Annotated in this window: 19 protein-coding genes and 4 tRNA genes; 15 read left to right on the forward strand and 8 right to left on the reverse strand. The window is 60.1% G+C overall.

Annotated elements, in window-relative coordinates; translation table 11 throughout:
* Positions 1-55: 55 nt before the first annotated feature.
* Both VQ575_RS07060 and VQ575_RS07065 read right to left on the reverse strand, forming a co-directional pair.
* Positions 56-538, reverse strand: a complete 483-nt coding sequence (locus VQ575_RS07060) for a hypothetical protein (RefSeq protein WP_039594610.1) — start codon at positions 536-538, stop codon at positions 56-58.
* Positions 539-812: 274 nt separating this feature from the next.
* Positions 813-1,037: a hypothetical protein gene (locus tag VQ575_RS07065; protein ID WP_003179043.1), complete on the reverse strand. Its 225-nt coding sequence runs from the start codon at positions 1,035-1,037 to the stop codon at positions 813-815.
* Positions 1,038-1,941: 904 nt separating this feature from the next.
* Between VQ575_RS07065 and VQ575_RS07070 the strand changes: the two genes are divergently transcribed.
* The gene (locus VQ575_RS07070) at positions 1,942-2,265 is read left to right on the forward strand and encodes an SEL1-like repeat protein (protein WP_080942569.1); all 324 of its coding nucleotides are present in this window, start codon (positions 1,942-1,944) and stop codon (positions 2,263-2,265) included.
* 175 nt (positions 2,266-2,440) lie between these two features.
* A complete protein-coding gene (locus VQ575_RS07075; RefSeq protein ID WP_162488987.1) occupies positions 2,441-3,826 on the forward strand; it encodes a DNA recombination protein RmuC in 1,386 nt (461 codons plus the stop codon).
* Between the two features lie 83 nt (positions 3,827-3,909).
* Here the strand turns inward: VQ575_RS07075 and VQ575_RS07080 are convergent, their stop codons facing one another.
* Complete coding sequence (locus VQ575_RS07080; RefSeq protein WP_039594607.1) at positions 3,910-7,380, reverse strand: hybrid sensor histidine kinase/response regulator; 3,471 nt, start codon at positions 7,378-7,380, stop codon at positions 3,910-3,912.
* Between the two features lie 317 nt (positions 7,381-7,697).
* On the opposite strand from VQ575_RS07080, the gene VQ575_RS07085 reads away from it, so the two are divergent.
* Together VQ575_RS07085 and VQ575_RS07090 are read left to right on the forward strand one after the other, a co-directional pair.
* The gene (locus tag VQ575_RS07085) at positions 7,698-8,846 is read left to right on the forward strand and encodes a TDT family transporter (RefSeq protein ID WP_325919359.1); all 1,149 of its coding nucleotides are present in this window, start codon (positions 7,698-7,700) and stop codon (positions 8,844-8,846) included.
* 81 nt (positions 8,847-8,927) lie between these two features.
* On the forward strand, positions 8,928-10,802 hold the full coding sequence (locus VQ575_RS07090) for an MFS transporter (protein WP_325919360.1): 1,875 nt from the start codon (positions 8,928-8,930) through the stop codon (positions 10,800-10,802).
* A gap of 106 nt (positions 10,803-10,908) precedes the next feature.
* Here the strand turns inward: VQ575_RS07090 and sugE are convergent, their stop codons facing one another.
* The 3 genes from sugE to rdgC all read right to left on the reverse strand — a co-directional run bounded on the left by sugE (position 10,909) and on the right by rdgC (position 13,370).
* Positions 10,909-11,223, reverse strand: a complete 315-nt coding sequence (gene sugE, locus VQ575_RS07095) for a quaternary ammonium compound efflux SMR transporter SugE (RefSeq protein WP_039594604.1) — start codon at positions 11,221-11,223, stop codon at positions 10,909-10,911.
* Between the two features lie 115 nt (positions 11,224-11,338).
* Positions 11,339-12,304, reverse strand: a complete 966-nt coding sequence (locus tag VQ575_RS07100; RefSeq protein WP_039594603.1) for a bile acid:sodium symporter family protein — start codon at positions 12,302-12,304, stop codon at positions 11,339-11,341.
* Positions 12,305-12,449: 145 nt separating this feature from the next.
* On the reverse strand, positions 12,450-13,370 hold the full coding sequence (gene rdgC, locus VQ575_RS07105) for a recombination-associated protein RdgC (protein ID WP_030142368.1): 921 nt from the start codon (positions 13,368-13,370) through the stop codon (positions 12,450-12,452).
* Positions 13,371-13,530: 160 nt separating this feature from the next.
* Here rdgC and VQ575_RS07110 point away from each other — a divergent pair.
* The 4 genes from VQ575_RS07110 to VQ575_RS07125 all read left to right on the forward strand — a co-directional run bounded on the left by VQ575_RS07110 (position 13,531) and on the right by VQ575_RS07125 (position 14,048).
* A tRNA-Val gene (locus VQ575_RS07110) sits at positions 13,531-13,606 on the forward strand.
* A 19-nt stretch (positions 13,607-13,625) separates the two neighbouring features.
* A tRNA-Asp gene (locus tag VQ575_RS07115) sits at positions 13,626-13,702 on the forward strand.
* Between the two features lie 176 nt (positions 13,703-13,878).
* Positions 13,879-13,954, forward strand: a tRNA-Val gene (locus VQ575_RS07120).
* 17 nt (positions 13,955-13,971) lie between these two features.
* Positions 13,972-14,048 (forward strand) — tRNA-Asp (locus VQ575_RS07125).
* A gap of 91 nt (positions 14,049-14,139) precedes the next feature.
* On the opposite strand, the gene VQ575_RS07130 is transcribed toward VQ575_RS07125, so the two are convergent.
* A complete protein-coding gene (locus VQ575_RS07130; protein WP_039594601.1) occupies positions 14,140-15,276 on the reverse strand; it encodes a catalase family protein in 1,137 nt (378 codons plus the stop codon).
* 31 nt (positions 15,277-15,307) lie between these two features.
* The gene (locus tag VQ575_RS07135) at positions 15,308-17,113 is read right to left on the reverse strand and encodes a di-heme-cytochrome C peroxidase (RefSeq protein WP_325919362.1); all 1,806 of its coding nucleotides are present in this window, start codon (positions 17,111-17,113) and stop codon (positions 15,308-15,310) included.
* Between the two features lie 268 nt (positions 17,114-17,381).
* On the opposite strand from VQ575_RS07135, the gene VQ575_RS07140 reads away from it, so the two are divergent.
* The 7 genes from VQ575_RS07140 (at position 17,382) to VQ575_RS07170 (ending at position 25,569) form a co-directional block, all read left to right on the forward strand.
* Complete coding sequence (locus VQ575_RS07140) at positions 17,382-18,095, forward strand: FKBP-type peptidyl-prolyl cis-trans isomerase (RefSeq protein ID WP_039594599.1); 714 nt, start codon at positions 17,382-17,384, stop codon at positions 18,093-18,095.
* 293 nt (positions 18,096-18,388) lie between these two features.
* Positions 18,389-18,844 carry a YkvA family protein gene (locus tag VQ575_RS07145; protein WP_039594613.1) on the forward strand — a complete coding sequence of 152 codons (456 nt, stop codon included), beginning with the start codon at positions 18,389-18,391 and terminating at the stop codon, positions 18,842-18,844.
* Positions 18,845-18,956: 112 nt separating this feature from the next.
* Positions 18,957-19,298, forward strand: a complete 342-nt coding sequence (locus VQ575_RS07150; RefSeq protein WP_039594612.1) for a helix-turn-helix domain-containing protein — start codon at positions 18,957-18,959, stop codon at positions 19,296-19,298.
* Complete coding sequence (locus VQ575_RS07155; RefSeq protein ID WP_003179080.1) at positions 19,295-19,666, forward strand: hypothetical protein; 372 nt, start codon at positions 19,295-19,297, stop codon at positions 19,664-19,666. The genes VQ575_RS07150 and VQ575_RS07155 overlap by 4 nt, the downstream gene beginning before the upstream one ends.
* Positions 19,666-20,067, forward strand: coding sequence for an SEL1-like repeat protein (locus VQ575_RS07160; protein ID WP_039594598.1), 402 nt, complete (start codon positions 19,666-19,668; stop codon positions 20,065-20,067). The genes VQ575_RS07155 and VQ575_RS07160 overlap by 1 nt, the downstream gene beginning before the upstream one ends.
* Positions 20,068-20,227: 160 nt before the next feature.
* On the forward strand, positions 20,228-25,153 hold the full coding sequence (locus tag VQ575_RS07165) for an RHS repeat-associated core domain-containing protein (protein ID WP_325919364.1): 4,926 nt from the start codon (positions 20,228-20,230) through the stop codon (positions 25,151-25,153).
* The gene (locus VQ575_RS07170) at positions 25,153-25,569 is read left to right on the forward strand and encodes a hypothetical protein (protein WP_232917018.1); all 417 of its coding nucleotides are present in this window, start codon (positions 25,153-25,155) and stop codon (positions 25,567-25,569) included. The genes VQ575_RS07165 and VQ575_RS07170 overlap by 1 nt, the downstream gene beginning before the upstream one ends.
* Positions 25,570-25,637: the final 68 nt, after the last annotated feature.

Here is a 25,637-nt window from a genome sequence, read left to right on the forward strand (position 1 = left end):
TGTAGGACAATCCGACCAAAATCGTGGCATTTGTAGGAAGTTTCTATTTTTGCTCTCAGCAAGCGACCTGATTCAGCGGTGAAACACAGGTTCGCCATGCGCAGGTGAAATCCCGCAGGCGGCCGGGGGGATGGAAAACCTGGCGCCAGACCCGGGCCATGCCCAGCAAATCGTCCGCATCGGGAAGCGGGCTGGCGTGTTCCTCTACCAACAACCAGGCGATGGCCGTGGCGTAGCGCAAGTTGACGGTCAATTCCAAATGAGGGCCGCTCAGAAAAGCGTGCTGGCTCGCCAGGCCGCGCACCAGGCTGGCTCGTTCCGGGTCCAGTGCCAGATAGTTGTCCCACAGGGCTTGATGGCGAGGTTCGGTAATGCGGTACAAGCCGTGTCCGCGACGGTCATGCAGGGCGGCACCCAGGCCTGACTGGCTGGCGGCGATTCCCAGTAACAACGCTTCCGCCGTGGGGCTGTGGCTCCCCAAGTAGAGGAGTGTCGGGCGGATTACGTATCGACACAGTTCGCTGGCAGCGATACCCATAGAACCCTCGAAATGACTGGTTGGCGAAGCCTGATGAGGTGGGCTTGGCAGCGATGGATCGGATCAGGCTCCGCCGAAGCGGATCATGCCGCTCGAGTTGAAGTGTAGTGTCATATCTGCGCTGTAAAGGACTGTTTTTAAACCATGTTCGTCGAACGGTTATGGCTGTTATAGCGGTTTGTGCTTACGCCGTTGCGCTTTATCGAGAAACGTCGGGCAATAAAAAGCCCCGCGTTTTGGGCGGGGCCTTGGGTGCTTCAGCGGTCTTGGCGTCTCAGGCAACCAGTGCCTGACGGGTACGCTCGATCACGGCCTGCAGCGGTTCGGCGCTGGAGTACTGATCTGGATAAAGGCGTTCGCTGTGACGAGCGATGCCGTGTTCATTGACCAGTGTGAAGCTGAAGCAGCCTTTGCGAGCGGCCATGATCAGGCAGTTCATCGGTGCAAAGGCGTTGGTTAGGGTGCGGATGGCATCCTGTGTGTGGATTTGATTAGACATGTTATGGGTGTTCCTACAAATGACACGGTTAAGAACCGTGCAACGTTAAAACGTTCCAGTAACGTCGACCACCGTTGGTCGAACGAAGAACCCGACTGGAACAAAGCAGCCAGTTTGAGCGCTATATATAGGGCGCGCTTGGGCTGGCAGGTAGGTACTTAGGAGGGCAGGCAACACATCGAGGGCAAAGGTTCTGGGCCCGGGGTGAAGATCCTGATCAATTTTGCAGGTTGGTTCGGTCAGAGTAATGAGCCTGGCCGCAGCTTCGGATTCGTTCGAAGTGCGCAGCGTAAGGATTACCTGGAAACCATCGAGGGGGGCGGTCTCTTTTTTCGGTGAGGCTTCCCGTGGGGATGGCTGACCGTGGAGATGTTTCCGACCCTGAATTGACTTTCAGCTTGGTACTAACGCCGCGGATACTATCGGGTTGGATCGGGAAAGGGAAGACCATTGGTCAGAAAGAACCCGGCCTGCTGTTGTTGCGCGACGCGGTCAACGTGTGGATGGCTGCTTCACCGAGGTTGTCCACAGGGTCCTGAGCGCCGGATGCGTCAAAAAAACGCAGCGATATAACCACTTCAGCTGTTACTTGTACACACTCCTGGCGACGGCTGTCACCGTATTGTCATGTTGGGGCAATCGAGAGTGGGTGCCTGTATCCAAAATTTAAGTCAATGAAAAACATCGCTTTTTTTTACTGGTGAAAAAATCGACAGTTTGAGCGCAGGCCCCGTTCCATAGGGCTTGCGGCGGGTTCAAGGTAGGTTGTCCACTGAGTTATCCACAGCTTCTGTGGATTGTCCCAAGCGCTTGCTCTAGGACGGGCGTGCCGGTTTTTTTCGACTTTACCCGTACGAAAAAAGGAGTAGAGTGGCGCGCCTTCCGATCTGTCCCGTAGTGCGCTATGAAGTTTCGCTCAGTATCAAATCCTGTTACCTCCGTACCCTCCGGTGTTACCCCGCCCAAGCGCATTTCCATGCGTGTAGCCGAGTGGCTGCTGGACAGCCCGAGCCTGGGAGAACGTCCGAGCGTCAAGCACCTGGCCGGCCGTTTGCTCAAGCAACCGGCTCGTGAAGGCGTGGTGGCTGCGCAAAGTCGCCTCGGCCAGCTGATGTGCCGCGAGTGTGGCAATGCACGAGACCGCCGTATCGGCCAGGACTTGCTGCGCCAGGCCGCCCGCGCTGGTGATCACCGTGCCCGCCAGGCATTGGGCGAAATCGAAGACTGAGCTGGGCATCGCCGGGTTGCTTGGTTAACCTTCGAGCTTTATCTCTTGCGTGGGAATCGTCATGGCGATGGATTTGACCAGCCTGTTGCTTGGCCTGGCGGGCGCTGCGGTGCCGCTGTTGGCGCTGGCCTGGCACCTGCAACGCCAGGCAAGTGCGGCACAGACCGAACTGGCGCTGCTTGAAGAGCGCCTGGCCACCGCCCACATGGCCCACGATGGATTGAATGCCCAACTTGATGCCTGCCGCGACGAAATCAGTGACCTGAGCCAGGCCAACGCCGCCAAGCAAGCCGACCTCGCGGCCGCGCGTCGCGAGGTCGAGCTGCTGCAGATCGAGCGCGACAATGCCAGGGACGCGGCTCACGCCTGGAGCCTGGAGCGTGCTAATAAAGAAGCGGAGCTGCGACGCCTCGATGCCCAGGCGGCTTCGTTGCACGCTGAATTGCGCGAGCAACAGGAAAGCCACCAGCAACGCCTGGACGACCTGCAAGGCTCGCGCGATGCATTGCGAGCCCAGTTCGCCGAGCTGGCTGGGAAGATCTTCGATGAGCGTGAACAGCGGTTCGCCGAAACCAGCCAGCAGCGCCTGGGGCAATTGCTCGATCCGCTGAAGGAGCGCATCCAGTCCTTTGAGAAACGCGTCGAAGAAAGCTATCAGGCCGAGGCGCGGGAGCGATTTTCCCTGGGCAAGGAGCTGGAACGCCTGCAACAGTTGAACCTGCGCTTGAGCGACGAAGCCACTAACCTTACGCGCGCGCTCAAGGGCCAGAAGACCCAGGGCAACTGGGGCGAATTGATTCTTGAGCGGGTCCTGGAGCACGCCGGCCTGGAAAAGGGCCGGGAATACCAGACCCAGGTCAGCCTCAAGGGCCCGGATGGCGAACGCTTCCAGCCAGACGTGTTGATTTACCTGCCGGGGGACAAGCAGGTGGTGGTGGATTCGAAGGTCAGCCTCACCGCCTATCAGCAATACGTGGCGGCTGAAGACAATGCCATCGGCCAGCTCGCCCTCAAGCAGCACGTCGTGTCATTGCGCGCCCACGTCAAAGGCTTGGCCGGCAAGGATTACAAACGCCTGGACGGTTTGCACAGCCTGGATTTCGTCTTGCTGTTCGTGCCGATCGAAGCGGCATTTTCCGCTGCCCTGCAAGCCGAGCCGAATCTGTTCCAGGAGGCTTTCGACCGCAACATCGTGATTGTCAGCCCGACCACGCTCCTGGCAACGCTGCGGGTGATCGACAGCTTGTGGAAACAGGAACGTCAAAGCCAGAACGCCCGGGAAATTGCCGAGAGGGCGGGGTGGCTGTATGACAAATTTGTGCTGTTCATCCAGGACCTGGACGAAATCGGCAGTCGCTTGCAGCAGTTGGACAAAGCCTACGCCGCTGCACGCAACAAACTGACGGAAGGCCGCGGCAACCTCGTCAGCCGCAGCGAACAACTGAAACTGCTCGGCGCCCGCGCGAGCAAGAGCTTGCCCAGCGAATTGCTCGAACGGGCAATGACCGATGCGGATGGGCTGCCGGAGTTGCCGGAAGAAGCCAGCCCCTCTCAAGGTTGATGCGAGCGCCTAGGTTGCCCCCCTGTGGCGAGGGGTAAATCCCCTCGCCACAGGTTTGATTGACCGCTGGATTGCGTTCCGCGCTACAACGGCAAGTGTCGACTCAACAACGCCCGCAACGCCGCCGGTTTCACCGGCTTGGCCAGGTAGTCCAGGCCCGCCGCATGCACTTGGGCCACGGTCTCGGGTCGGCCGTCGGCGCTGATCACCACCCCGGGCACCGGTTCGCCCATGCGGGTGCGCAACCAGGCCATCAGTTCAGTCCCGGTTTCGCCGTCGTCCAGATGAAAATCCACCAACGCCAGTTGCGGTCGGCCGCCCTGGGCGAGCCAGCGCTCGCATTCCTCACGGTTGCGTGCCGTCCATACGCGGCATCCCCAGCGTGTCAGCAAGCTGTCCATGCCAATCAGGATGCTGTCTTCATTATCGACACACAGCACTAGTGCGCCGCTGGGCAGATGGCCGTTGGCCTCGATTACGACATTGGGTTCGACGGCTTTGCTGCTGGCCAATGGCACGGTGACACTGAACACGCTGCCGCGCCCAGGCCAGGAGCGCACGCGCAACGGATGGCCAAGCACGCGGCACAACCCATCGGCGATTGCCAGGCCCAGGCCAAGGCCTTTTTCGGCGCGGGTCTGATGGCTGTCGAGGCGCTTGAATTCTTCGAAGATCACCTGTTGTTTGTCTTCGGCGATGCCCGGTCCGCGGTCCCACACCTCCAGGCACAGCTCCCCGTTGCGGCGGCGCACGCCTAGCAGCACCGGACCCTTGGCGTAGCGGAAGGCGTTGGTGAGGAAATTCTGCAAGACCCGGCGCAGCAGCTTGATGTCGCTGTCGACCCGCAACCGCGAACCGCGAACCCGGAATTTCAAGCCTTGCTCCCGAGCCAGCACGGTAAATTCGGCGCCGAGGGTATCGAACAGATCATTGAGGACGAATGGCTTGCGGTCGGGGTTGATCTTGCCGTTTTCCAGGCGGGAAATGTCCAGCAGGTCAGTGATCAAGTCTTCGGCCGAGCGCAATGAACTGTCCAGATGCTGCACCAACTGCTGGGCTTCGCTTGGCAAACCGTCGTGCTGGTGGGACAGCGCGGCGGAGAACAGGCGTGCAGCGTTGAGGGGTTGCATCAGGTCATGACTGACGGCGGCCAGGAAGCGGGTCTTCGATTGATACGCCGATTCGGCGGTGCTCTTGGCTTCGGTCAGCGCCAGGTTCAGTTGCGACAGTTCGCGGGTGCGTTCGGCCACCCGTTGTTCCAGTCCTTCGTTGGCTTCGGTCAAGGCTTGTTCGGCTTCACGGTAGGCAGTGATGTCGGTGAAACTCATGACAAAACCGCCGCCGGGCATCGGGTTGCCGATCAGCTCGATCACCCGACCGTTGGGGAACAATCGTTCCGAGGTGTGCGCACGGCCCTGGCGCATCCAGTGCAGGCGCCGGGCGACATGGACTTCGGCCTCGCCCGGCCCGCAGAGACCGCGCTCGGCGTTGTAGCGGATGATGTCGGCGATCGGCCTGCCGACGCTGATCAAGCCGTCGGGATAATTGAACAGTTCCAGGTACCGACGATTCCACGCCACCAGCCTGAGTGACTGGTCAACCACGCTGATGCCCTGGGTGATGTTTTCGATGGCGCCTTGCAACAGCGCACGGTTGAACTGCAAAACCTCGGACGCTTCGTCGGCGATCCGCACGACGTCTTCCAGTTGCATCTCCCGGCCTTCAATGGCCGCTTTCACCACGGCCCGCGTCGACGAGGCACCCAGCACACCGGCCAGCAGGCGCTCGGTGTGGGCGATCCATTCGCTGTCGGCGTTCTGGCTCGGGTTGAAGCCCTTGCCTTGGCGATAGGCAAAGCGAATGAAGCTTTGGCGCGCCCGTTCTTCACCAACGAAGCGGGCCGCGAGCTGAAGCAAGTCCTCGATCTGGACCGCCAGCATCGAGCGCGGGTTGGGCCGGGCGCTGATTTCCTGGCCGATGAAGCGTCCAGCTTGCCAGTGCTCCGACACGCGGGTGCGCGACAGTACCGAGACCCAGGCGAACAATATGAAATTGCCCGCCAGGGACAAGACGACGCCCTGGGTCAGCGGGGTGATCGGCAAGTCCAGCGGGTTGCCATGCAACCAGGCCAGGCCGGGAAAACTGCTCAGCGACCAACCCAGGCTATGGGCGGCGATTGGTAGCACCAAGGTGTAGAACCACAGGAATATGCCCATGGCGAGGCCGGCAAACACGCCGCGTCGATTCGCCTGCTTCCAGTACAGCGCGCCGAGCATGGCAGGCGCCAGTTGCGTCACGGCGGCGAAGGCGATCTGGCCGATGGTGGCCAGGCTCGCGGTCGAACCCAGTAGTCGATAGCTGACGTAAGCCAGCAGAAGAATCGCGACGATGCTCACCCGGCGTACCGACAGCATCCACTGGCGGAACACCTCGAAGGGCCGCTCGGCGTTGTTGCGGCGCAATAGCCACGGCAACAGCATGTCGTTGGACACCATGGTCGACAGCGCGACGCTCGCCACGATGACCATGCCGGTAGCGGCCGAGGCTCCGCCGATGAAGGCCAGTACAGCCAGCGCAGGATGGGCCTGGGCGAGCGGCAGGCTGATGACGAACGAGTCCGGCAATACCGAGCTGGGCAGCATCATTTGCCCGGCAAGGGCGATCGGCACGACGAACAGGGCGGCCAGGGCCAGGTACGCGGGAAACACCCACTTGGCCAGGCGCAGGTCCTGGGGTTCGATGTTCTCGACCACGGTGACGTGGAACTGCCGTGGCAGGCAGATGATTGCCATCATCGCGACACCGGTTTGCACCACCATCGATGGCCAGTTGATGGTTTCCTTCCAGTACTGCTCCAATCGTGGCGCGAGCATCGCCTGGTTGAACAGGTCGTCGAAGCCGTCATAGAGGCCAAACGTGACGAACGCACCGACCGCGAGGAAGGCGAACAGCTTGACCAGGGATTCGAAGGCAATCGCCAGCACCATGCCGCGGTGGTGTTCGGTGGCGTCGAGGTTGCGCGTGCCGAAGACGATGGTGAACAACGCCAGGATCAGCGAGACGATCAGCGCGGTGTCCTGGGCGCGGGTGCCCATGGCGTCCGCGCCGGCGCCGATCAACAGGTTTACCCCGAGCACGATGCCCTTGAGCTGCAGTGCAATGTAGGGCAGCACGCCGACCAGGCAGATCAGCGCGACCACCACCGCCAGGGATTGCGATTTGCCATAGCGGGCGGCGATGAAGTCGGCGATGGAGGTGATGTTTTCCTGCTTGCTGATCATCACCATCTTCTGCAGGACCCACGGCGCCAGCACCAGCAGCAGGATCGGCCCGAGGTAGATCGGCAGGAATGACCAGAGCTGTTCGGCGGCCTGGCCCACCGCACCGAAGAACGTCCAACTGGTGCAATAGACCGCCAGCGACAGGCTATAGACCCACGCCCGCACGCGTGGCGGCAGCGGCGTGCTGCGGCGGTCGCCATAGAAGGCGATGGCAAACATGATGGCCATATAGGCCAGGGCGACAACAGCGATCAGCCCGCTGGACAGCGACATGGAAACTCCCAGACAAGATACACCCGGGCTCGGGCCCGGCAAGACAGTCTCGCATGCCCGCTCGGGTTCGTCAGTGTCGACCAAGGTCGAGGCGTGGCGGGGTGTCGCGCGAAGATGATTTCCGTTTTGTTATGCAACGAGGGTGTTCGGCCCTGGAGCCAGGCATGCAGGCCTTGCTGGCGGTGGGTGAGATCGAAACCGAGGGCAGCGTCTGACTGTTATCTATAAAATAGATAACATATAGATAAATTACCCGTTATATAGATATTCGATCCGGCTCTAGCATGAAGGCACTTTTCCGAGGACCGGAGTTCGCCATGACATGTTGTGCCGCAAAAAAACGCTTGCGCCCATTGAGCCTTTTGCCCAGGCCGCTGGAGGCCATTCGTCAATTCACACCTAACTGGTTCGCCGTGACCATGGGGACCGGTGTGCTCGCGCTGGCCTTGGCGCAATGGTCGGCGCAGGTTCCGAGCCTGCGCGCGTTGGGCGAAGGATTGTGGGTGTTCAACGCGCTGTTGTTCGTGGTGTTCACCCTGATGTATACGGCCCGTTGGGTGCTGTTCTTTGACGAAGCGCGACGGATTTTCGGCCATTCGACGGTGTCGATGTTCTTCGGCACCATTCCCATGGGGCTGGCGACCATTATCAATGGCTTTCTGGTCTTTGGGCTACCGCGCTGGGGGGAGGGCGTGTTGCCGCTGGTGGAAGCGTTATGGTGGCTCGACGTAGCGATGTCGCTGGCCTGTGGCGTGCTGATTCCGTTCCTGATGTTTACCCGCCAGGAGCACCGCATCGACCAAATGACCGCCGTGTGGCTGTTGCCGGTGGTGGCCGCCGAAGTCGCGGCGGCCAGCGGCGGGCTGCTGGCGCCGCACCTCGCCGATGCGCATTCGCAACTGATCATGTTGGTCACCAGCTACATACTGTGGGCATTTTCCCTGCCCGTGGCGTTCAGCATTCTGACGATCCTGCTGTTGCGCATGGCCTTGCACAAGCTGCCCCACGAGAGTATGGCCGCTTCGAGCTGGCTGGCCCTCGGCCCGATCGGAACCGGTGCCTTGGGTATGTTGCTGCTGGGCGGGGAGGCGCCAATGATTTTTGCTGCCAATGGCCTGCCGGGCGTGGGTGAGGTTGCCTCAGGCCTGGGATTGGTCGCCGGCATCACCCTATGGGGCTTCGGCTTCTGGTGGATGTTGATGGCGCTGCTGATCACCGCGCGCTATTTGCGCGAAGGCATCCCGTTCAACCTTGGCTGGTGGGGCTTCACCTTTCCCCTGGGCGTGTACGCGCTGACGACGTTGAAGCTGGCAGGCCTGCTGGGCCTGGCTTTTTTCAACGTGTTGGGCTGCGTGTTGGTGGTGCTGCTGATGGTGATGTGGCTGATCGTTGGCTGGCGCACCGTGCTCGGCGCTTGGCACGGTGAGTTGTTTGTGTCGCCGTGTATATCGGGGCTGGCGAAATAATCGTCAAAGACAGGTAATGTGTGGCCTGGATCGAAAAAGCGTCATTCCAATAAGCGTCCACGCCACTCAGGAACATGGAAGATGAGTCACCCTTCACAGTTCACCTTGCTTCGCACGCGGCGCTTCCTGCCGTTCTTCATTACGCAATCCCTCGGCGCGTTCAACGATAACGTCTTCAAGCAATCGTTGATCCTTGCCATCCTCTACAAACTGACCATCGAGGGCGACCGCTCGATCTGGGTCAACCTCTGCGCCCTGTTGTTCATCCTGCCGTTCTTCCTGTTCTCGGCGCTGGCAGGGCAGTTTGGGGAAAAGTTCGCCAAAGACGCGTTGATTCGCCTGATCAAGCTCGGCGAAATCGCCATCATGGCGGTCGGTGCGGTGGGGTTCCTGTTCGATCATCTATGGCTGATGCTGGTGGCGTTGTTTGCGATGGGCACCCATTCGGCGTTGTTCGGGCCGGTGAAGTATTCGATCCTGCCGCAGGCTTTACGCGAGGATGAGCTGGTCGGCGGCAACGGCCTGGTGGAGATGGGGACGTTTCTGGCGATTCTCGCCGGCACCATCGGCGCAGGCATCATGATGTCTTCGGCACACTACGCGCCGGTGGTGTCAGCGGCGATAGTCGGCATCGCCGTGGCCGGTTACCTGGCCAGTCGCAGCATCCCCCGGGCGGCCGCCGCCTCGCCACAGATGCGCTTGAACTGGAACATCTTCAGTCAGTCCTGGGCGACCTTGAAGCTGGGTCTCGGGCAGACCCCGGCGGTGTCCCGTTCGATTGTCGGCAACTCCTGGTTCTGGTTCGTCGGGGCGATTTACCTGACGCAGATTCCCGCCTACGCGAAGGAATGGATGCACGGCGACGAAACCGTGGTGACGCTGATCCTCACCGTATTCTCGGTGGGGATCGCCATGGGTTCGATGCTCTGCGAAAGGCTGTCGGGGCGCAAGGTCGAGATCGGCCTGGTGCCGTTTGGTTCGTTCGGGCTGACGGTGTTCGGGCTGCTGCTGTGGTGGCATTCCGGGGGGATTCCCGACAGCGTCGATGGCCACGGCTGGTTGCAGATTCTCGGGTTTGGCCACGCCTGGCTGGTGCTGATCGATATCCTCGGCCTGGGTGTTTTCGGCGGCTTCTATATCGTGCCGCTGTACGCGCTGATCCAGTCACGTACGGTCGAAAACGAGCGGGCGCGGGTGATCGCCGCCAACAACATCCTCAATGCCCTGTTCATGGTGGTTTCGGCGATCGTTTCCATCATCCTGCTGAGCCTGGCCGAACTGTCGATTCCTCAGTTGTTCCTCGTGGTGTCGCTGCTGAACATTGGCGTCAACGCCTACATCTTCAAGATCGTGCCCGAGTTCAGCATGCGTTTCATGATCTGGCTGCTCAGCCATTCCATGTACCGCGTGGAGCATCGCAACCTGGAGGCGATTCCCGATGAGGGTGCCGCGCTGCTGGTCTGCAACCACGTGTCGTTTGTCGATGCCTTGCTGATTGGCGGCGCGGTGCGTCGGCCGATTCGCTTCGTGATGTACTACAAGATCTACAACCTGCCGGTCCTGAACTTTATCTTTCGCACCGCCGGGACAATTCCGATTGCCGGACGCCAGGAAGATATACATATCTACGAAAAGGCCTTCAGCCGTATCGCCCAATATCTGAAAAACGGCGAGCTGGTGTGCATTTTTCCTGAAGGAAAACTGACCGCTGACGGTGAGATCAATGAGTTCAAGAGTGGCTTGACGCGCATCCTCCAGGAAACGCCCGTGCCGGTCATTCCGCTGGCGTTGCAGGGCTTGTGGGGCAGTTTTTTCAGTCGCGATCCAAGTAAAGGCATGTTTCGTCGTTTTTGGTCGCGAGTGACCCTGGTGGCGGGGGCGGCGGTAGCGGTCGAGGCGGCGGAGCCTGCGAAGTTGCAAGCGCTGGTGGGGGAGTTGCGTGGGGCTGTCAGATAAGCCGAAATCCTGTGGGCGAGCCTGCTCGCGATCGCGGTCTGCCAGTGAGATCAACGCTGGCAGACAGATTGCCATCGCGAGAAAACTCGCTTCGACAGAACCGGATCTAGGCGCTGACTTTGAGCCCGATCAACCCGGCAATGATCAGCGCGACGCTGGCCAATCGAACCAGCGCCATCGACTCACCAAACAGAATGATCCCGGCGATCACCGTGCCCACGGCACCGACCCCGGTCCAGATCGCATAGGCCGTACCCAGTGGCAGCTCCTTCATGGCAAGGCCCAGCAGGCCAAGGCTGATCGCCATGGCCGCGATGGTCAATGCGGTAGGGAGCGGGCGGCTGAAACCGTCGGTGTACTTCAAACCGACAGCCCAGCCGACTTCGAACAGACCGGCAAAAAACAGAATGATCCAGGACATCACACACCTCATCGATGGATGGGGTCGTCCCCGGACAAAAAACGCTGGAGTGCAGGGTCGTCCCCGCATCGGGCGCCAGAATGCCCAATGCTGACTATTCGGTCAAGTCCGCCTATCAGTCCGCCGTCTGCCGGGCGAGTTCCGCGCGGTCCTGCTTTTCGCTCATGCGGCGGAACCAGGTCGAGAGCAGGGCGCCGGAGATGTTGTGCCAGACGCTGAACAACGCGCTGGGCACCGCCGCCAGGGGCGAAAAATGCGCACTTGCCAATGCTGCGCCGAGGCCGGAGTTCTGCATGCCCACTTCCAGCGACAAAGTCTTGCGCTGGGCCAGCGGCAGGCCAAACAGCCGGCCGGTGAAGTAGCCCAGCAGGTAACCAAAGCTGTTGTGCAGGACCACGATGGCCATGATCAGCAAGCCGGATTCGGCAATTTTCGCCTGACTGGCCGCGACCACGGCGGCGACGATGATCACGATGCTGACCACCGACACCAGGGGCAGTACTTCGACAGCATGACGAACGCGCGCGCCCAACAGGCGCTGGGCGACGATGCCCAACGCGATGGGCAGCAACACGATTTGCAGGATCGACCAGAACAAGGCGGAGAACGACACCGGCAGCCAGGCCGAAGCCAGCAGCCAGATCAGCGCCGGGGTCAGCAAAGGGGCGAGCAACGTGGTGATGGCGGAAATTGCCACGGCCAGGGCCAGGTCACCGCGTGCCAGCCAGGTCATGACATTGGAGGAGGTACCGCTAGGGCAGCATCCCACCAGAATCACGCCGACGGCAATCTCAGGCGGCAGGCTGAACGCCTGGCAGAGCAGCCACGCCGTACCCGGCATGATCACGAACTGGGCAATCACGCCCAAGGCCACGCGTCCTGGACGACGCGCCACTTCGGCGAAGTCCTCCAGCTTGAGTGCCAGGCCCATGCCGAACATCACCAGGCCCAGCAAGGGCACGATGGCGACCTTCAAATCGACGAACCACTGCGGTTGCATGAATGCCAGCACGGCAAAAAACAGCACCCAGTAAGCGAACGTATTGCCGACAAAGCGACTCAATGCAGCCAGTGCACGCATGACCTGATCCTTATTATTTGAAAACACCGAATACTAATGTGGGAGCGGACTTGCTCGCGATAGCGGAGTGACAATCACTGAGATGTCGACTGGAGTTCCGCCATCGCGAGCAAGTTCGCTCCCACAGGGTAGTAACTGCAGGGGATTAGATCCCCTGCGGAATTTCTTCACCACCCAAGGCTTCCACCAGCGCCGGCAGGAATTCGCCGAACGTCAGCATCATCAAGGTGAAGCTGGCGTCCAACTGGCCGAGGGCTTCGTCGCCGCCATCCTGCTCCGCCTGGTCCTGCAGCAGGTCTTCGAACTTCAGGCGCTTGACCACCATCTTGTCATCTAGGACGAAGGACAACTTGTCCTGCCAGGCCAACGACAGTTGCGTCACCACCTTGCCGGTGTTCAGGTGCAGCTGGATCTCGTCACTGGTCAGGTCCTGGCGCTTGCAGCGGACGATGCCACCGTCTTCATGGGTATCGCGCAGTTCACATTCGTCCAGCACGTAGAAATCGTCCGCGGCTTTCTGGGTCTTGACCCAGTCGGTCATGATTGCGGTCGGGGCCGTCTTGACCGTCAGCGGGCGCACCGGCAGCGTGCCGATGACTTCGCGAAGGGTGGAGAGCAGGTCTTCAGCGCGTTTCGGGCTGGCGGAGTTGACCAGGATCAGGCCCTGTTTCGGCGCGATGGCAGCGAAGGTGGACGAGCGACGGATAAACGCGCGAGGCAGGAAGGCCTGGATGATTTCATCCTTGATCTGGTCCCGTTCCTTTTTGTAGACCTTGCGCATTTGCTCGGCTTCGATCTCTTCGACTTTTTCCTTGACCGCGTCACGCACGACGCTGCCCGGCAGGATGCGCTCTTCCTTGCGTGCCGCAATCAACAGGAAATCCTGGCTGACGTGCACCAGGGGCGCGTCTTCGCCTTTGCCAAATGGCGCGACGAAACCGTAAGTGGTCAACTCCTGGCTTGCACAGGGGCGCGCCAGTTTGCTCGCCAGTGCAGTTTCCAACGCCTCGGCATCAACAGGCAGATCTTGGGTCAGGCGATAGATAAGCAGGTTCTTGAACCACATGGGGTGAGTCTCTCCTTTATACAAAGGGGGGCATTATTCTCTTCGCGGCGCGATAGGCCAACCCTTCGCTAAGCCTTTGGAAGGCCTGAAAAAATTAATTTAAAAAGTGCTTGCCAGCTTGGGGACTGCTCCGTAGAATGCGCGCCACACCGAAAGTGAAGGGTGATTAGCTCAGCCGGGAGAGCGTCTGCCTTACAAGCAGAATGTCGGCGGTTCGATCCCGTCATCACCCACCATTCGCTTTAAGTGTTACGCGCAGCGGTAGTTCAGTCGGTTAGAATACCGGCCTGTCACGCCGGGGGTCGCGGGTTCGAGTCCCGTCCGCTGCGCCATATTCGGTTACCTGGAACACTGAACGCCAGGTCACCACGGAAAGCCCGCTCACGCGGGCTTTTTGCTGTTTGCAGTTCCCGCGGTGCGCGTTGCTCAAGTTTTTTTGCTGAATTTGTTAATTAAATCAGCACGTTACAAAAAACTGTGAGAGAATGCGCCCCGCATCGAAAGTGAAGGGTGATTAGCTCAGCCGGGAGAGCGTCTGCCTTACAAGCAGAATGTCGGCGGTTCGATCCCGTCATCACCCACCAAACTTTCAATGTTACGCGCAGCGGTAGTTCAGTCGGTTAGAATACCGGCCTGTCACGCCGGGGGTCGCGGGTTCGAGTCCCGTCCGCTGCGCCATATTCGGCACTTGGAATACTGAACGCCAGGTTGCCAACAAAAAGCCCGCTCATTTGAGCGGGCTTTTTGTTGCCTGTCATTTACCGCCTCGCTACTGCTCGGCATTGCGGCTGTGACGATAGTCGCTCACCGCTTCATACACCGCCTTGCGCAAACGATTGATACCGCCAATCGGCCGATGGGCCTCAACACCGAACCACGGGTTGAAGGACTGGTTATCACACGCCAGGTTCAGCTTGGGCGTATCGAAATCCTGGGCCGGCACTTTGATCCGCGCCACCGTTTCGAACGGCGCATCACTTTCCTGCCATTCAATGCTGGTGTCCTCGATCGGCATGTATTTGCTTGGGTCCTGGCGCTGGATCTGCAGGACGAAACAGGCCGGTACACGATCGGTGGATAACTGCTGATTCAGCGCGCTACGCAAGAAATTCGGCAAGTCCTGATTCTGCGGTGGCAAGGTGTAGCTTGGGCAGCTGTCCGGATCCGGCGCGACGCGAAACTTGGCGTTGGCCTCACCGAATTTATAGGGCGCGACCGAGAAATAAGTGGTCTGGGTCGGGCTGGCCGGAGGCGGCGAGAGTGTCGCCAGGGCGATGAACAAATGGCGGATTTGCCAGGTGCGCGGATCCAGGCTCGGAAAGAAAGCCAACGCCTTTTTCCCATCAGCTTGCGCGGCCACATTCTGACGGTACTCGGCGACGTCGCTGACGAAGAAGTTCGGATGGTTGAACATCACGAAGTCTTGCTCGCCCTTGGATTGCCGATCAGCCAGCAGTTGCCTGCCAGGCACGTCCAGCAGCTTGATTGCCATGCCCCGGGCATCGCGCAGGCTGTCGAATTGCGGATACGCGTTGCCATTGGACAGGCGGATCGTCGCCTGCCAGGTCTTGCCGGGTTCGGCGAATACGCCCTGGCGCAACGGCGCAGGCAAGTCGTTGGGCACCTGGACTTCGGCCATGACGCAACCATGGGCCTTGGCATGGGCATCGCGCAGGTAGCGCGTGCCCTCGCGGTGTTGGTCGACGATGCGGATGGCTGTCTGGATGATGTCCTGGGTCATGGCGCTTTCGCCGGGCGGTATTTGTTCCTTGTCCGGGACCGGCCCGCTGTGTTGCCAGGCAAACCAAGCAGTAGCCAGGGCCCAGCCGAGCAGCCCGATGCCCAGCAGCCATAAGAGCGTCTTGCCCAAAAAGGCGCCGAGGCGCAGCCAGAGCGTGATCAGCATGTAAACATCCTTCTAGCTGTGGGGTTCATCATTACAGTTGCGACTCCAGTGGCCCGCCCAGCACCTTCAGGTATTCCAGCAAGGCCCAGCGCTCCTGCGGCTGCAGCAGCCGACCGATGACGCCATTGCCTCGCTCGCCCGCGCGGAACTCATGGCCACTGTTGTGATTGCCAGTGATCCGCGTATCGAAGAGAAAACCGTTGGCAAAGGCTTCGGTGCGATAGCCCAGGTGTCGCGGATCGTATTCGAAGCTGCCTTTATAGAAAGTGGTCGCTCGCTCAGCCTGGGGCGACAACAATTGATAGAGGGTCGGCACCGAGCCGTTGTGCAGGAACGGCGGCGTGGCCCAGACGCCCGCCAGTGGCCGCGCTTTGTAGGCGCGCAGCTCCCGAACGCCGATTGGCAGTCCGAAACCGTCCAGGGCTGGGCGCTCGGCTGGCGTGACGCCGGCGTCGCGGTAGGCTCTGTTTTCGACGAAGGCCGTGACGTAGGCCAGGCCCTTGGCGACCGAGATCTGGCTAAGGTCAAGTGGTTCTGTCGGAGTCGGGTGCAGTTGGACTCCCAGCTTCGCCAGTTCTGCCGGATCCCACTGCAGGCTGGTCAGGTTGAAACGGTGATCGGCGATATTGTTCGCAGTGCCGGGGTCGGTGCCGATCACGTTCACCGGCAACATGTGCAATTGCTGGACCGGCCTGTCGGGCCCCTGGACAACCTTGGGCACATGGCAGCCGGCACAGTTCTCGGTAAACAGCGCCCGGCCTTTTGCGGCCAACGGCTTGTCGATCGAACCGAGCAGCGTTTCCGGCCATGCCGGCGGCTTGAGCAGTTGCAGGGTCTCTTCGATCTTGTTCAGATCGCGCACGCGCACGCTGGAAGGGTAGCGCGCGTCGCCTTGTAGCGGCTTGCCTTGGGCGTCGAAGAAGCTCAACGTCGCGCCGACGCCCAAGGCTTCGCCGACATTGCGGGCCATCGGCTGCTGGGCCGAGCCGTTCCACTGCACCCAGTCGAATGTCCACATTTCCCATAATTGCGGGTAATCCACTGGGGCGTTGGCGATCCGGTAGTTTTCAGCCGAAATCGCGTCGCCAAAGCTCGCATTGGCGATGCGGCCAAAGGCGTCGGTACGACCCGGACCTTCCTCGGTTGGGTAGAGGCCGCGGTGGGTGTCGTTCCAGGCTGTGCGCAGGAAAGTGTCCAGGGAAACCTTAAACGTCTTGCGCAATTCTTCATGGCGGGCGTCGTAATCCTTGCCCAGCACTTGGCGGGCGAAGCGTTCGAATTTCCATGGGTTGTAGTAAGTCGAGGCGAGACTTGCGACCAATGCCTGTCCGAAACTGCCTCCGCGGAGTGTCGGAACCGTCGACGGCAATACATGCTGGGCTGAGCCACCGTCGATCCGTATCGCTTGGCCCTTGAAGTGCAATTCCCCGGTGTGGCAGGCCGCGCAGGTGATATCCAGATATTGCGCGTTGCTGCCGGCATTCTGATGCCGGGTGAAGCCTACCGGCAGGTTACCGGGATTGTCCGGCGTGGGCTTTTGCGCTGGATCGACCAGGAAACCGAAGCGTGCCAGGTACTCCGGTGAAGCGAAGCGCTGCTGCGAGAACGGCCGTTCAAGGGCGGTGAACCATTCGTAGCGCAGGCCTTTGACCTGGGTGCCCTGGGGCGTGAAATAGTACGTCTGGCGCTCAGCGGCGCTCCATTGGTCTAGGTAGTGGACCTTTTCAACCGGTGTATACGCCGGTAGGCGCGGGTTTGCGACGTAATAAAGCACCACGGCCACGATTACGATGAGGAGCGCGAGGACCAGCAAGAGAACGCGAGAGAGGAGGCGCACGGTAACGTCCTTGTTTTTTTGATATGCCCTTATGCCTCAGTGCCGCTTGGCCGGCAAGTGGCCATTACCGTTGGGGAAGGGGAGGCGGCAATTTGTCTCTGTACGTAATAGATGACAGATGCTTCATCTGCCCAGGATTAAAAAGCGTTTGGCGGCCTGAACTTATCATCGCTTTGTGGCTCACATGCCGGTAGCCATTGGTCGTGGCCGCCTGATAAGCTCGCGGCTTTACTCGATTGCCCTTTAGGCGCATGAACAAGGAAATAGCATGAAACAGCATCGGTTGGCGGCGGCGGTTGCCCTGGTTGGCCTGGTACTCGCGGGTTGTGACTCGCAGACCAGCGTAGAGCTGAAAACCCCGGCGCAGAAAGCTTCCTACGGTATTGGCCTGAACATGGGCAAGAGCCTGGCTCAGGAAGGTATGGATGACCTGGACTCCAAAGCAGTCGCCCAGGGCATCGAAGATGCCGTCGGCAAGAAAGAACAGAAGCTGAAAGACGAAGAATTGGTCGAGGCCTTTGCCGCACTGCAAAAACGTGCCGAAGAGCGCATGGCCAAGATGAGCGAAGAGTCGGCAGCGGCCGGCAAGAAATTCCTCGAAGAAAACGGCAAGAAGAGCGGCGTGACCACCACCGCTTCGGGCCTGCAATATGAAGTCGTCAAGAAAGCCGACGGCGCACAGCCAAAGCCAACTGACGTAGTAACTGTTCACTACACTGGCAAGCTGACCAACGGCACCGTGTTCGACAGCTCCGTGGAGCGTGGCAGCCCGATTGACCTGCCGGTCAGCGGCGTGATCCCGGGTTGGGTTGAAGGCCTGCAATTGATGCACGTCGGTGAAAAGTACAAGTTGTACATCCCAAGCGACCTGGCCTATGGCGCTCAGAGCCCGAGCCCGGCGATTCCTGCCAACTCGGTCCTGGTGTTCGATCTGGAACTGCTGGCCATCAAGGATCCGGCAAAAGAAGGCGCAGCCAAGTAATCGCGTCTGCTATAAAGACAACGCCTCGCTTATGCGGGGCGTTGTTGCATTCGGCTTTTGAAAATGACTAAAAAAACCGAACGTCCGACGCAGGCTACAGTCACAGGCAATACAGGCGCTGTGCTAGACGCAGTCGGCCGATCAAGTCAACGAAATGTTGGGTTTTTTTATGTGAGTAAAAAACGCCCGATCTAAGCCGGACCCTTATGAAACGGGGGCTTCAGCGGTGAAATGTAGCTCTGTTCACAAGGTTATCCACAATTTGTGTGGATAACATTTCAGTGGGGGAAAAAATGAAGGCGCCGTGGAATTTCACGAGATTCCTGCCCTTGGCGGGACGGCTGCTCGCCCGCGGCAGATTGCCAACATTGCTGTTTGCCGTTGCCAGCAAGGGCGCGCGTGAAGGTGGTCGTCTTGGCAAGCTCAAGGACGACCTGCGGTTGCTCCAGGCCTTGTGCCTGGCCTACTGGCGTGGCGAATACCGGGCCGTCAGCGCCAAGTCGTTGCTCTCGGTCGTGGCGGGGCTCATGTATTTCCTTAGCCCTTTGGACGCGATTCCAGATTTGCTGCCCATGTTTGGCATGTTCGATGACATCGCCGTGCTGGCCTGGATCATGAAGACACTCGACGATGAGCTAAGCGCCTTCCGTGCCTGGCGCGACCGGCAACCCCCCGAGAAACTCGCATTGGTGGAGAGGCTTCCCGATACCCCGGAGCAACTCCAGCTCCAGGGTCCTAAAAAGACCTGATTCCGGCGTTTCCCCCCAGAACATCATCGCCCCGCGACCTTGGCTGCTATTTAGGATTACACTTCCTAGGAAAAAGCTGACTCGCTAAGTGTTGTTGTCCTACGGGGTAGTCATGGATATTCAAGTAATCACACGCGACGGAGAGCCCGAGTACGCGGTTTTACCGTGGGATCAGTACCAGTCGTTATTGAAGGCAGCAGGCATCAATCAAGCTCCGCCGCGTGAGGCAACGGTCCAGCATGCGGCGGCACCTGGCCAGGTTCTTCCTGGTCTGGATCAACTGCGCAGTCTGCGTGAAGGGAAGGGCATCGCCATCGAGGCGCTGGCCCGCACGGTAGGCATCAGCCCGTCTTATCTGGCCATGATCGAAAGCGGCGAGCGTCAGCCCGATGCTGCGATCAAGCGCAGTCTGGCCTGGGAATTGACGGTGCCGGGGTGGAGGGACGAATCGTGAGTGTACGCATCAGTCGGCAACATTGGGACGGGTTGTTGGGTGAGTTGGACCAGGCGCGCCGCCAGCGCCATTTATTGACCTATCGCGCCTTGCTGGAACGCTTGCAGCTTCCCAGCCCGGCCATGCAGACCTTGACCGCAGCGCTCGAACACCTGGCCGCGCTGGATGCACGGGCCGAACAGCCGCTGCGCAGTTCGCTGGTCATCAGCCAGGGCGCCAGTCGGTTGCCGCGCACTGGTTTCTTTGAATGCGTCGAGCGCTTGGGCCGTTTTTCCGGCCCTTCCGACGGGGTGGCCGCAGCATCCTGGCATGCTTCGGAAGTGGTCCGGGTGTTCGAGTACGAATATCCCGAATCGGCGGAAGCCTAATGCTCTGGCGTATCAAGGCCCGGGCCGGTTATTGGCTCGCGCGCCGGTTGTTTCATTGGTCTTGGTTCGTTCGACAGCCGCGCGGCTGGGCCTGGCTCGAAGGCCAGTTCGCACGGATGGCGAACCTGGGGGATGTCGGCGCCCAGAGTTTCTATGGTCATATCCTGACGTTTCGCGGCCAAGGGTTGGGTGCTCGGGAAGAGGGTATTCGTCTGCTGCGGTTGGCTGCGCTGGCCGGTGATGGCAAGGCCGCTTACCAAGTGGGTGTTATCAGCCTTGCTGGCACCACCACCAAAGCGCCCGATCCGGCCGAAGCAGCGCGTTGGTGGGCCCTGGCCGCGAAGGCTGGGCACCCGTTGGCCGAAATCAAGCTCAAGACGCTCGACGGCCAGAATCCATAGCGTTATCCACAGGCTCCCTCCCCCGCATTTCTTCCCGTCCCGAAAGGGACCTGTAAGGGAAGTTTAAGAATTGTCCTACGCGTCACGTCTCCTTATCTGACTTATTTCTCCTGTCGTCCCCGGCAAAGTCTCGCGCCTTCCTGCGCTGCGAGATGTCTGAATGCGTTTCCCTGACAAGACCCCGTCTATAAGCGGCGCCATTGGTACGCTGGTCCTGACCGTCATGAACTCGCCCGATGCCGAGGCGGTGCTAAAGGATTTTCGCAATTGCCTGGGCGACTACGACACCTGGGCGGAAAAGTTCTGGAACGGCCAGACGCTGGACATCGAGCAGGTGTTCAAGGTGGGCAACGAAGTGTCGCTCGCGCCTGCTAAGGACGGTGGCAAGCAAGTCAGCGCCGTGGTGGCGAGCTGTCCGGCACAAGGCCCGCTGACGCTGGTGCATATGTTCCAAGCCTCGCGTTTCGTGCCGATCGGCGACACACCGGTGGTGCTCGAACCCATCATTCGGGACGCGCTGGGGAAAGAAACGTTTGGCGATCCAATCCCACTCGTCATCGGCCCCAGCGGCATTCTGGAAATACCCGAATGCGACCGCGGCCAACGTTATCGCATCAGCTTTTTTCCAAATATCACGACCGGTCATGTCCAGGCGCTGTATGCCTCGTATCAAACAGCGATCGGCGAGCTCGAAGGCTGGCTGAAAGCCGAGTGGAAAGCGTTTCAACCGCTGTGGAAGGAGCATTCGGAAAAAGGTTTCCTGGATCGCTACAACACGTTGCAGGACGCTCAGCTGCGTGGCTTTGAAAACGCTTTGTATAAGCTGTGGGACGACGTCAAACAGATCTTCGATCTGCTCGCGGACCTGCAGGCCAACAGTGAAAAGTTGCTGGAATACTTCACCGAGGCCGAACTTGAGCAACTGCTGAAAGCATCATCCGAAGCGATCGCCAAAGCGCTGATGATCGCGAGCGATGAGCCCTTGCTCTTCGTTTACACCGCGGCGTTCATCAGTTGGATGCGGATGTTGCCGCCCCGTTACTTGGCCGAAATCATAGGGGAAATTCGCGCCGAGATTCTGATCAATTTCCTGTTGGCGGCTGTTACCGGTGGCCTGGGTTTGGGTCTGCGCCTGAGCGGCAAGGTGCTGCGTTTGGTTCGCTCGGAACACGTCCGGACATGGCTGCAGGCCTCGAGCCAACGCCTGGGCCAACTCGGTGGCGACAGCCTTAACGCCCATGCCGATGTGCTCAAGCCGGTCGTGATTGCCGGCCGAGGCCCATCCGTAGGCCCCGCTCCCGTCACACCATTGCACATCACCGCTGGAGATTCCCCACCACTGTCGGTCAGCAATCCAGCCCCGGTCGTGCGGGAAAAATCCCAGCCCTCTACCCGGCTGAGCAAACAAGAACACCACGACGACGCCTCCACCCAATCGACAAACCCCAACGGCGCCCCCGCCGACAGCGCCGCCCAGACCCGCACCAACGGCTGCCCGGTGTCGATGGTCACCGGCGAAGAACTGCTGACCCTGGAAGACGGCACCCTCGACGGACGCCTGCCGTTTATCTTCACCCGCCTCTACCGCACCAGCGCCGCCGAGCTCGACATCGGCCTCGGTCGCGGTTGGAGCCATGCCCTGGCCCATCGCCTGTTGATCGAAGGCGAGCAGGTCATCTGGATCGACCAGGAAAACCGCCGCACCACCTTCCCCCGGCCCAGCCTGCAACGCCCGGCGATCCACAACAGCCTGGCCCGCGCGGCGATCTACCTGAGCAATGAGCCGGACGAACTGATCATCGCCCAGCCCGGCGAAGAGGCGCCTTTCCTACACTTTCGCGACGGTCGTCTGATCGCCTTGAGCGATCGGTACGACAACCGCCTGACCGTCCAGCGCAACATCTACGGTGACATCAGTCGCCTGGACAACGGCGCTGGGCGCTGCCTGCGCCTGCGCTATGAACACCGCCACCTGGTCGCCATCGACTATCAGAGCTTTCACCCGGCACCGACCCGCGACGAAAGCTGGCGCACTGAGCAAACGCTGGTTTCCTACCGCTACGACGCCCGTTTCCGACTCGTCGAAGCGACCAACGCCGCCGGCGAAAGCGAACGCTACGACTACGACGACCAGCACGTCATCCTCCAGCGGCAACTGGCCGGCGGCGCGAGTTTTTACTGGGAGTGGCAAGGCCTCGGCGCGGCGGCCCGCTGCGTGCGGCACTGGGCGTCGTTTGCGCAGATGGACAGCCGCTACACCTGGGGCGAGGACGGCAGCGTCACCGTCCATAACCTCGATGGCAGCGAGGAAGTCTACGTCCACGACGACCGCGCGCGACTGGTGCGCCAAGTCGATCCCGCCGGCGGTGAACACCTCAAGGCCTATGACGAACAGGGCCGGCTGATCGCCGAGCAAGACCCGCTCGGCGCCGTCACCGAATACCGCTATGACGAAGTCGGACGGCTGGTGGCGCTGATTCCGCCTGAAGACGAGCCCACGTCCTACGAGTACCGAAACGGTTTCCTGCACGCCCGGCAGCGCGGCAAAGCCGTGTGGACCTACCGCCGCAATGAGCAGGGCGACGTCATTGAGGCCATCGACCCGGACGGCCAAAGCACCTGGTATCACTACGACAGCCAAGGGCAACTGAAAACCATCAGCTACCCGGACGCCAGCGCCCATTATTTTGTGCGCAATCACCTGGGCCAGTTGACGGAAGAAACCCTGCCCGATGGCAGCCAGCGGTGTTTTTCCTACGACGCTCTCGGACGTTTGCTGACCCGCCAGGACGAACACGGCGCCATCACCCATTACCAATGGGACGCCGTGGGCCGCTTGCTGCAAACCACCTTGCCCAGCGGCGCGACCCTCGCCTGGAGCTACAACGCCTACGGCAAGGTCATCGCCGAGCAGGACGAACTGGGGCGTATCACCCGCTACGAATACGCCGACGACCTGCACCTGATCAGCCGCTGCCTCAACCCCGACGGCAGCGAACTGAAGTATCGCTACGACTCGGCGCGGCTGTTGCTGACGGACATCGAGAACGAATCCGGCGAACACTATCGGCTGGACTACACGCCCAACGGACTGATCCGACAGGAAACCGGCTTCGACGGCCAGCGCACCGGTTATGCCTACGACCTCAACGGCCACCTGCTGGAAAAGACCGAGTTCGGCGCCGACGGCAGCCAGCGCATCACCGTCTATCAACGCGACAGCGCCGGTCGCCTGCTGCGCAAGACCCTGCCGGAGGGGACCACGGTCGATTACCGCTACGACGCCCTCGGCCGTTTGGTCAGCGTCGACGACGGTCATTGGCCGCTGGCCTACGAATACGACGCCCAGGACCGTTTAGTCGCCGAACACCAGGGCTGGGCCATCCTGCGCTATCGCTACGACAGCGTTGGTCGCTTGATCCATTGCCGCCTGCCCGACCGCAGCATCCTCGACTACCGCCACGCCCGCGGCGGCGCGCTGATCGCCATCGACCTCAACGGCACCTGCCTGACCGAACACCGTTTCAAGGGCGGCCGCGAAACCCAACGCCAGCAAGGTCTGCTGCTCAGCGACTACCGCTACGACGAACAGGGCCGCCTCAAGGCCCAGACCGTCTGGCAAACCCAACAGCACCAACTGTTCTGGCGCGATTACTCCTACAGCGCCAACGGCAACCTCGCCGCGCTTTCTGACAATCGAAACCGCCGCAGCTACCAGTACGACGCGCAAGATCGCCTGGTCCGCATCGACTATGCCCACAGCCAAGGCCCCGAACGCTTCGCCCACGACCCGGCCGGCAACCTCTTGCTGCAAGACCGCCCCGGCCCGACCACCCTCAAGGCCAATCGCCTGCTCATGGAGGGCGACCGCCACTACGACTACGACGCCTACGGCAACCTCATCCGCGAACGCCGCGGCAAAGCCCAATGCCTCGTCACCCACTACCGCTACGACAGCCAACACCGCCTCATCGGCGTCACCAGCCCGGACGGCAGCGAAACGTCCTACCGCTACGACGCCTTCGGCCGACGCATCGAAAAGACCGTGGCTGGCCAGACCACGGAATTCATCTGGCAAGGCGACCAAATCATCGCCGAAAGCAGCGACCGCCACTACCAAAGCTACGTCTACGAACCCGGCACCTTCCGCCCCCTCGCCCTGCTCGAAGGCCAAGGCCCGGACAACGCCACGCCGTTCCACTACCACAACAACCACCTCGGCACGCCGCAGGAACTGACCAGCCACCAAGGCGAAATCGTCTGGGCCGCGCGCTACAACGGCTACGGCAAACTCACCGAACTGCGCCACGGCGACGGCAAGCGCCTGGAACAACCGCTGCGCTTCCAAGGCCAATACCACGACCGGGAAAGCGGCCTGCACTACAACCGGCACCGGTACTACAATCCGGAGACGGGGCGGTACCTGACGCTGGACCCGAGCAAGCTCAAGGGTGGGCTCAATGGGTACCGGTACACCCTGAACCCGACGGGGTGGGTGGATCCGTTGGGGTTGGAGGTTTGCCCAGGTGACGGCGGGTGTAAGAAGCCGGCGGTTGGTGAGCAGGATCCGACGGCTAAGGTTGGGGTGGAGGAGGGTGAGCCGACGCTGCCGATGACGGCGGAGCAGCGGCGGGCGCGGATTGATGAGTTGGCGGAAGCGAATGCTAAGGGACGGGTTGTTGTTATGGAGGAAAAATACGGTATGCATACCGTCGAGAAGCACAGCCCTGAAATATCAGACGTTGCGCTTAAACAGCGGGCAATCAACGGGGCGAATCCGCATACGGGTGAGATTCCCAAAGGGGCTAATGGAAGCTTAAGCTCCCAATTCAATAGCTGGCGAATTCATTTGAATGCACTCAATAAAGCTATGACGAGAGAACAACTTGGGCTGGATCCGTTTACAGGGCTGGACCACAAAAAAGACAGGATTGTCAGGCAGGAGCTGCCGGGCGCGGGGCGTGGTTATAAGCCTAATAAAAAGGATAAGCAAAATCCTCAGCTGAATGAGAATTTAAACTGGTTTGAGGTTAAGTTTGACAAGGAAGGCATACCGTATACCGGGTTTCCTATGGAGAGCAAATAATGTTGAAAAACCCTTTTTTAGATGTGGAGTTTGTCCCTGACTTGATGTGGTTCATTGGTCAGTTTGATGTGTATGATCGTGAAGAAACCAAGGGGGCAGAGCTGGCGGTTTACAATCCAGATGATGAATGTGACAGAGAAAAATTGATTGTTAAATATGGTTTGGATTTGAAGTGCCTGTCCTATAGGCATAAATTTGTATTGGTAAGGTTTTTAGGAGAGAAGCTTGATGATCCGAACTTTGACTTTCAGAGCTTGTTTGAAATAGGCGAGGACTGCGCGGGTAGTTGGCCTAGAGGGGAATGGTATAACTTGCAAAATCCTAAAGGGTTCCTTCAGGATGTTTATGTGAATGCAAAAAAAGTTTGGAAAAAAGATCTCGAAAAAGCAGCGCTTGAAGATCCTTCTACTTGGTAGAGCAGTAAGTGGTTATTAACTTATCACTATCCGCTTTTCGTCAAGAGAAGTAGCTGCTCTCGCTATGG

This window comes from Pseudomonas frederiksbergensis (assembly GCF_035751725.1).
In the GTDB taxonomy this organism is placed as follows: domain Bacteria; phylum Pseudomonadota; class Gammaproteobacteria; order Pseudomonadales; family Pseudomonadaceae; genus Aquipseudomonas; species Aquipseudomonas frederiksbergensis_A.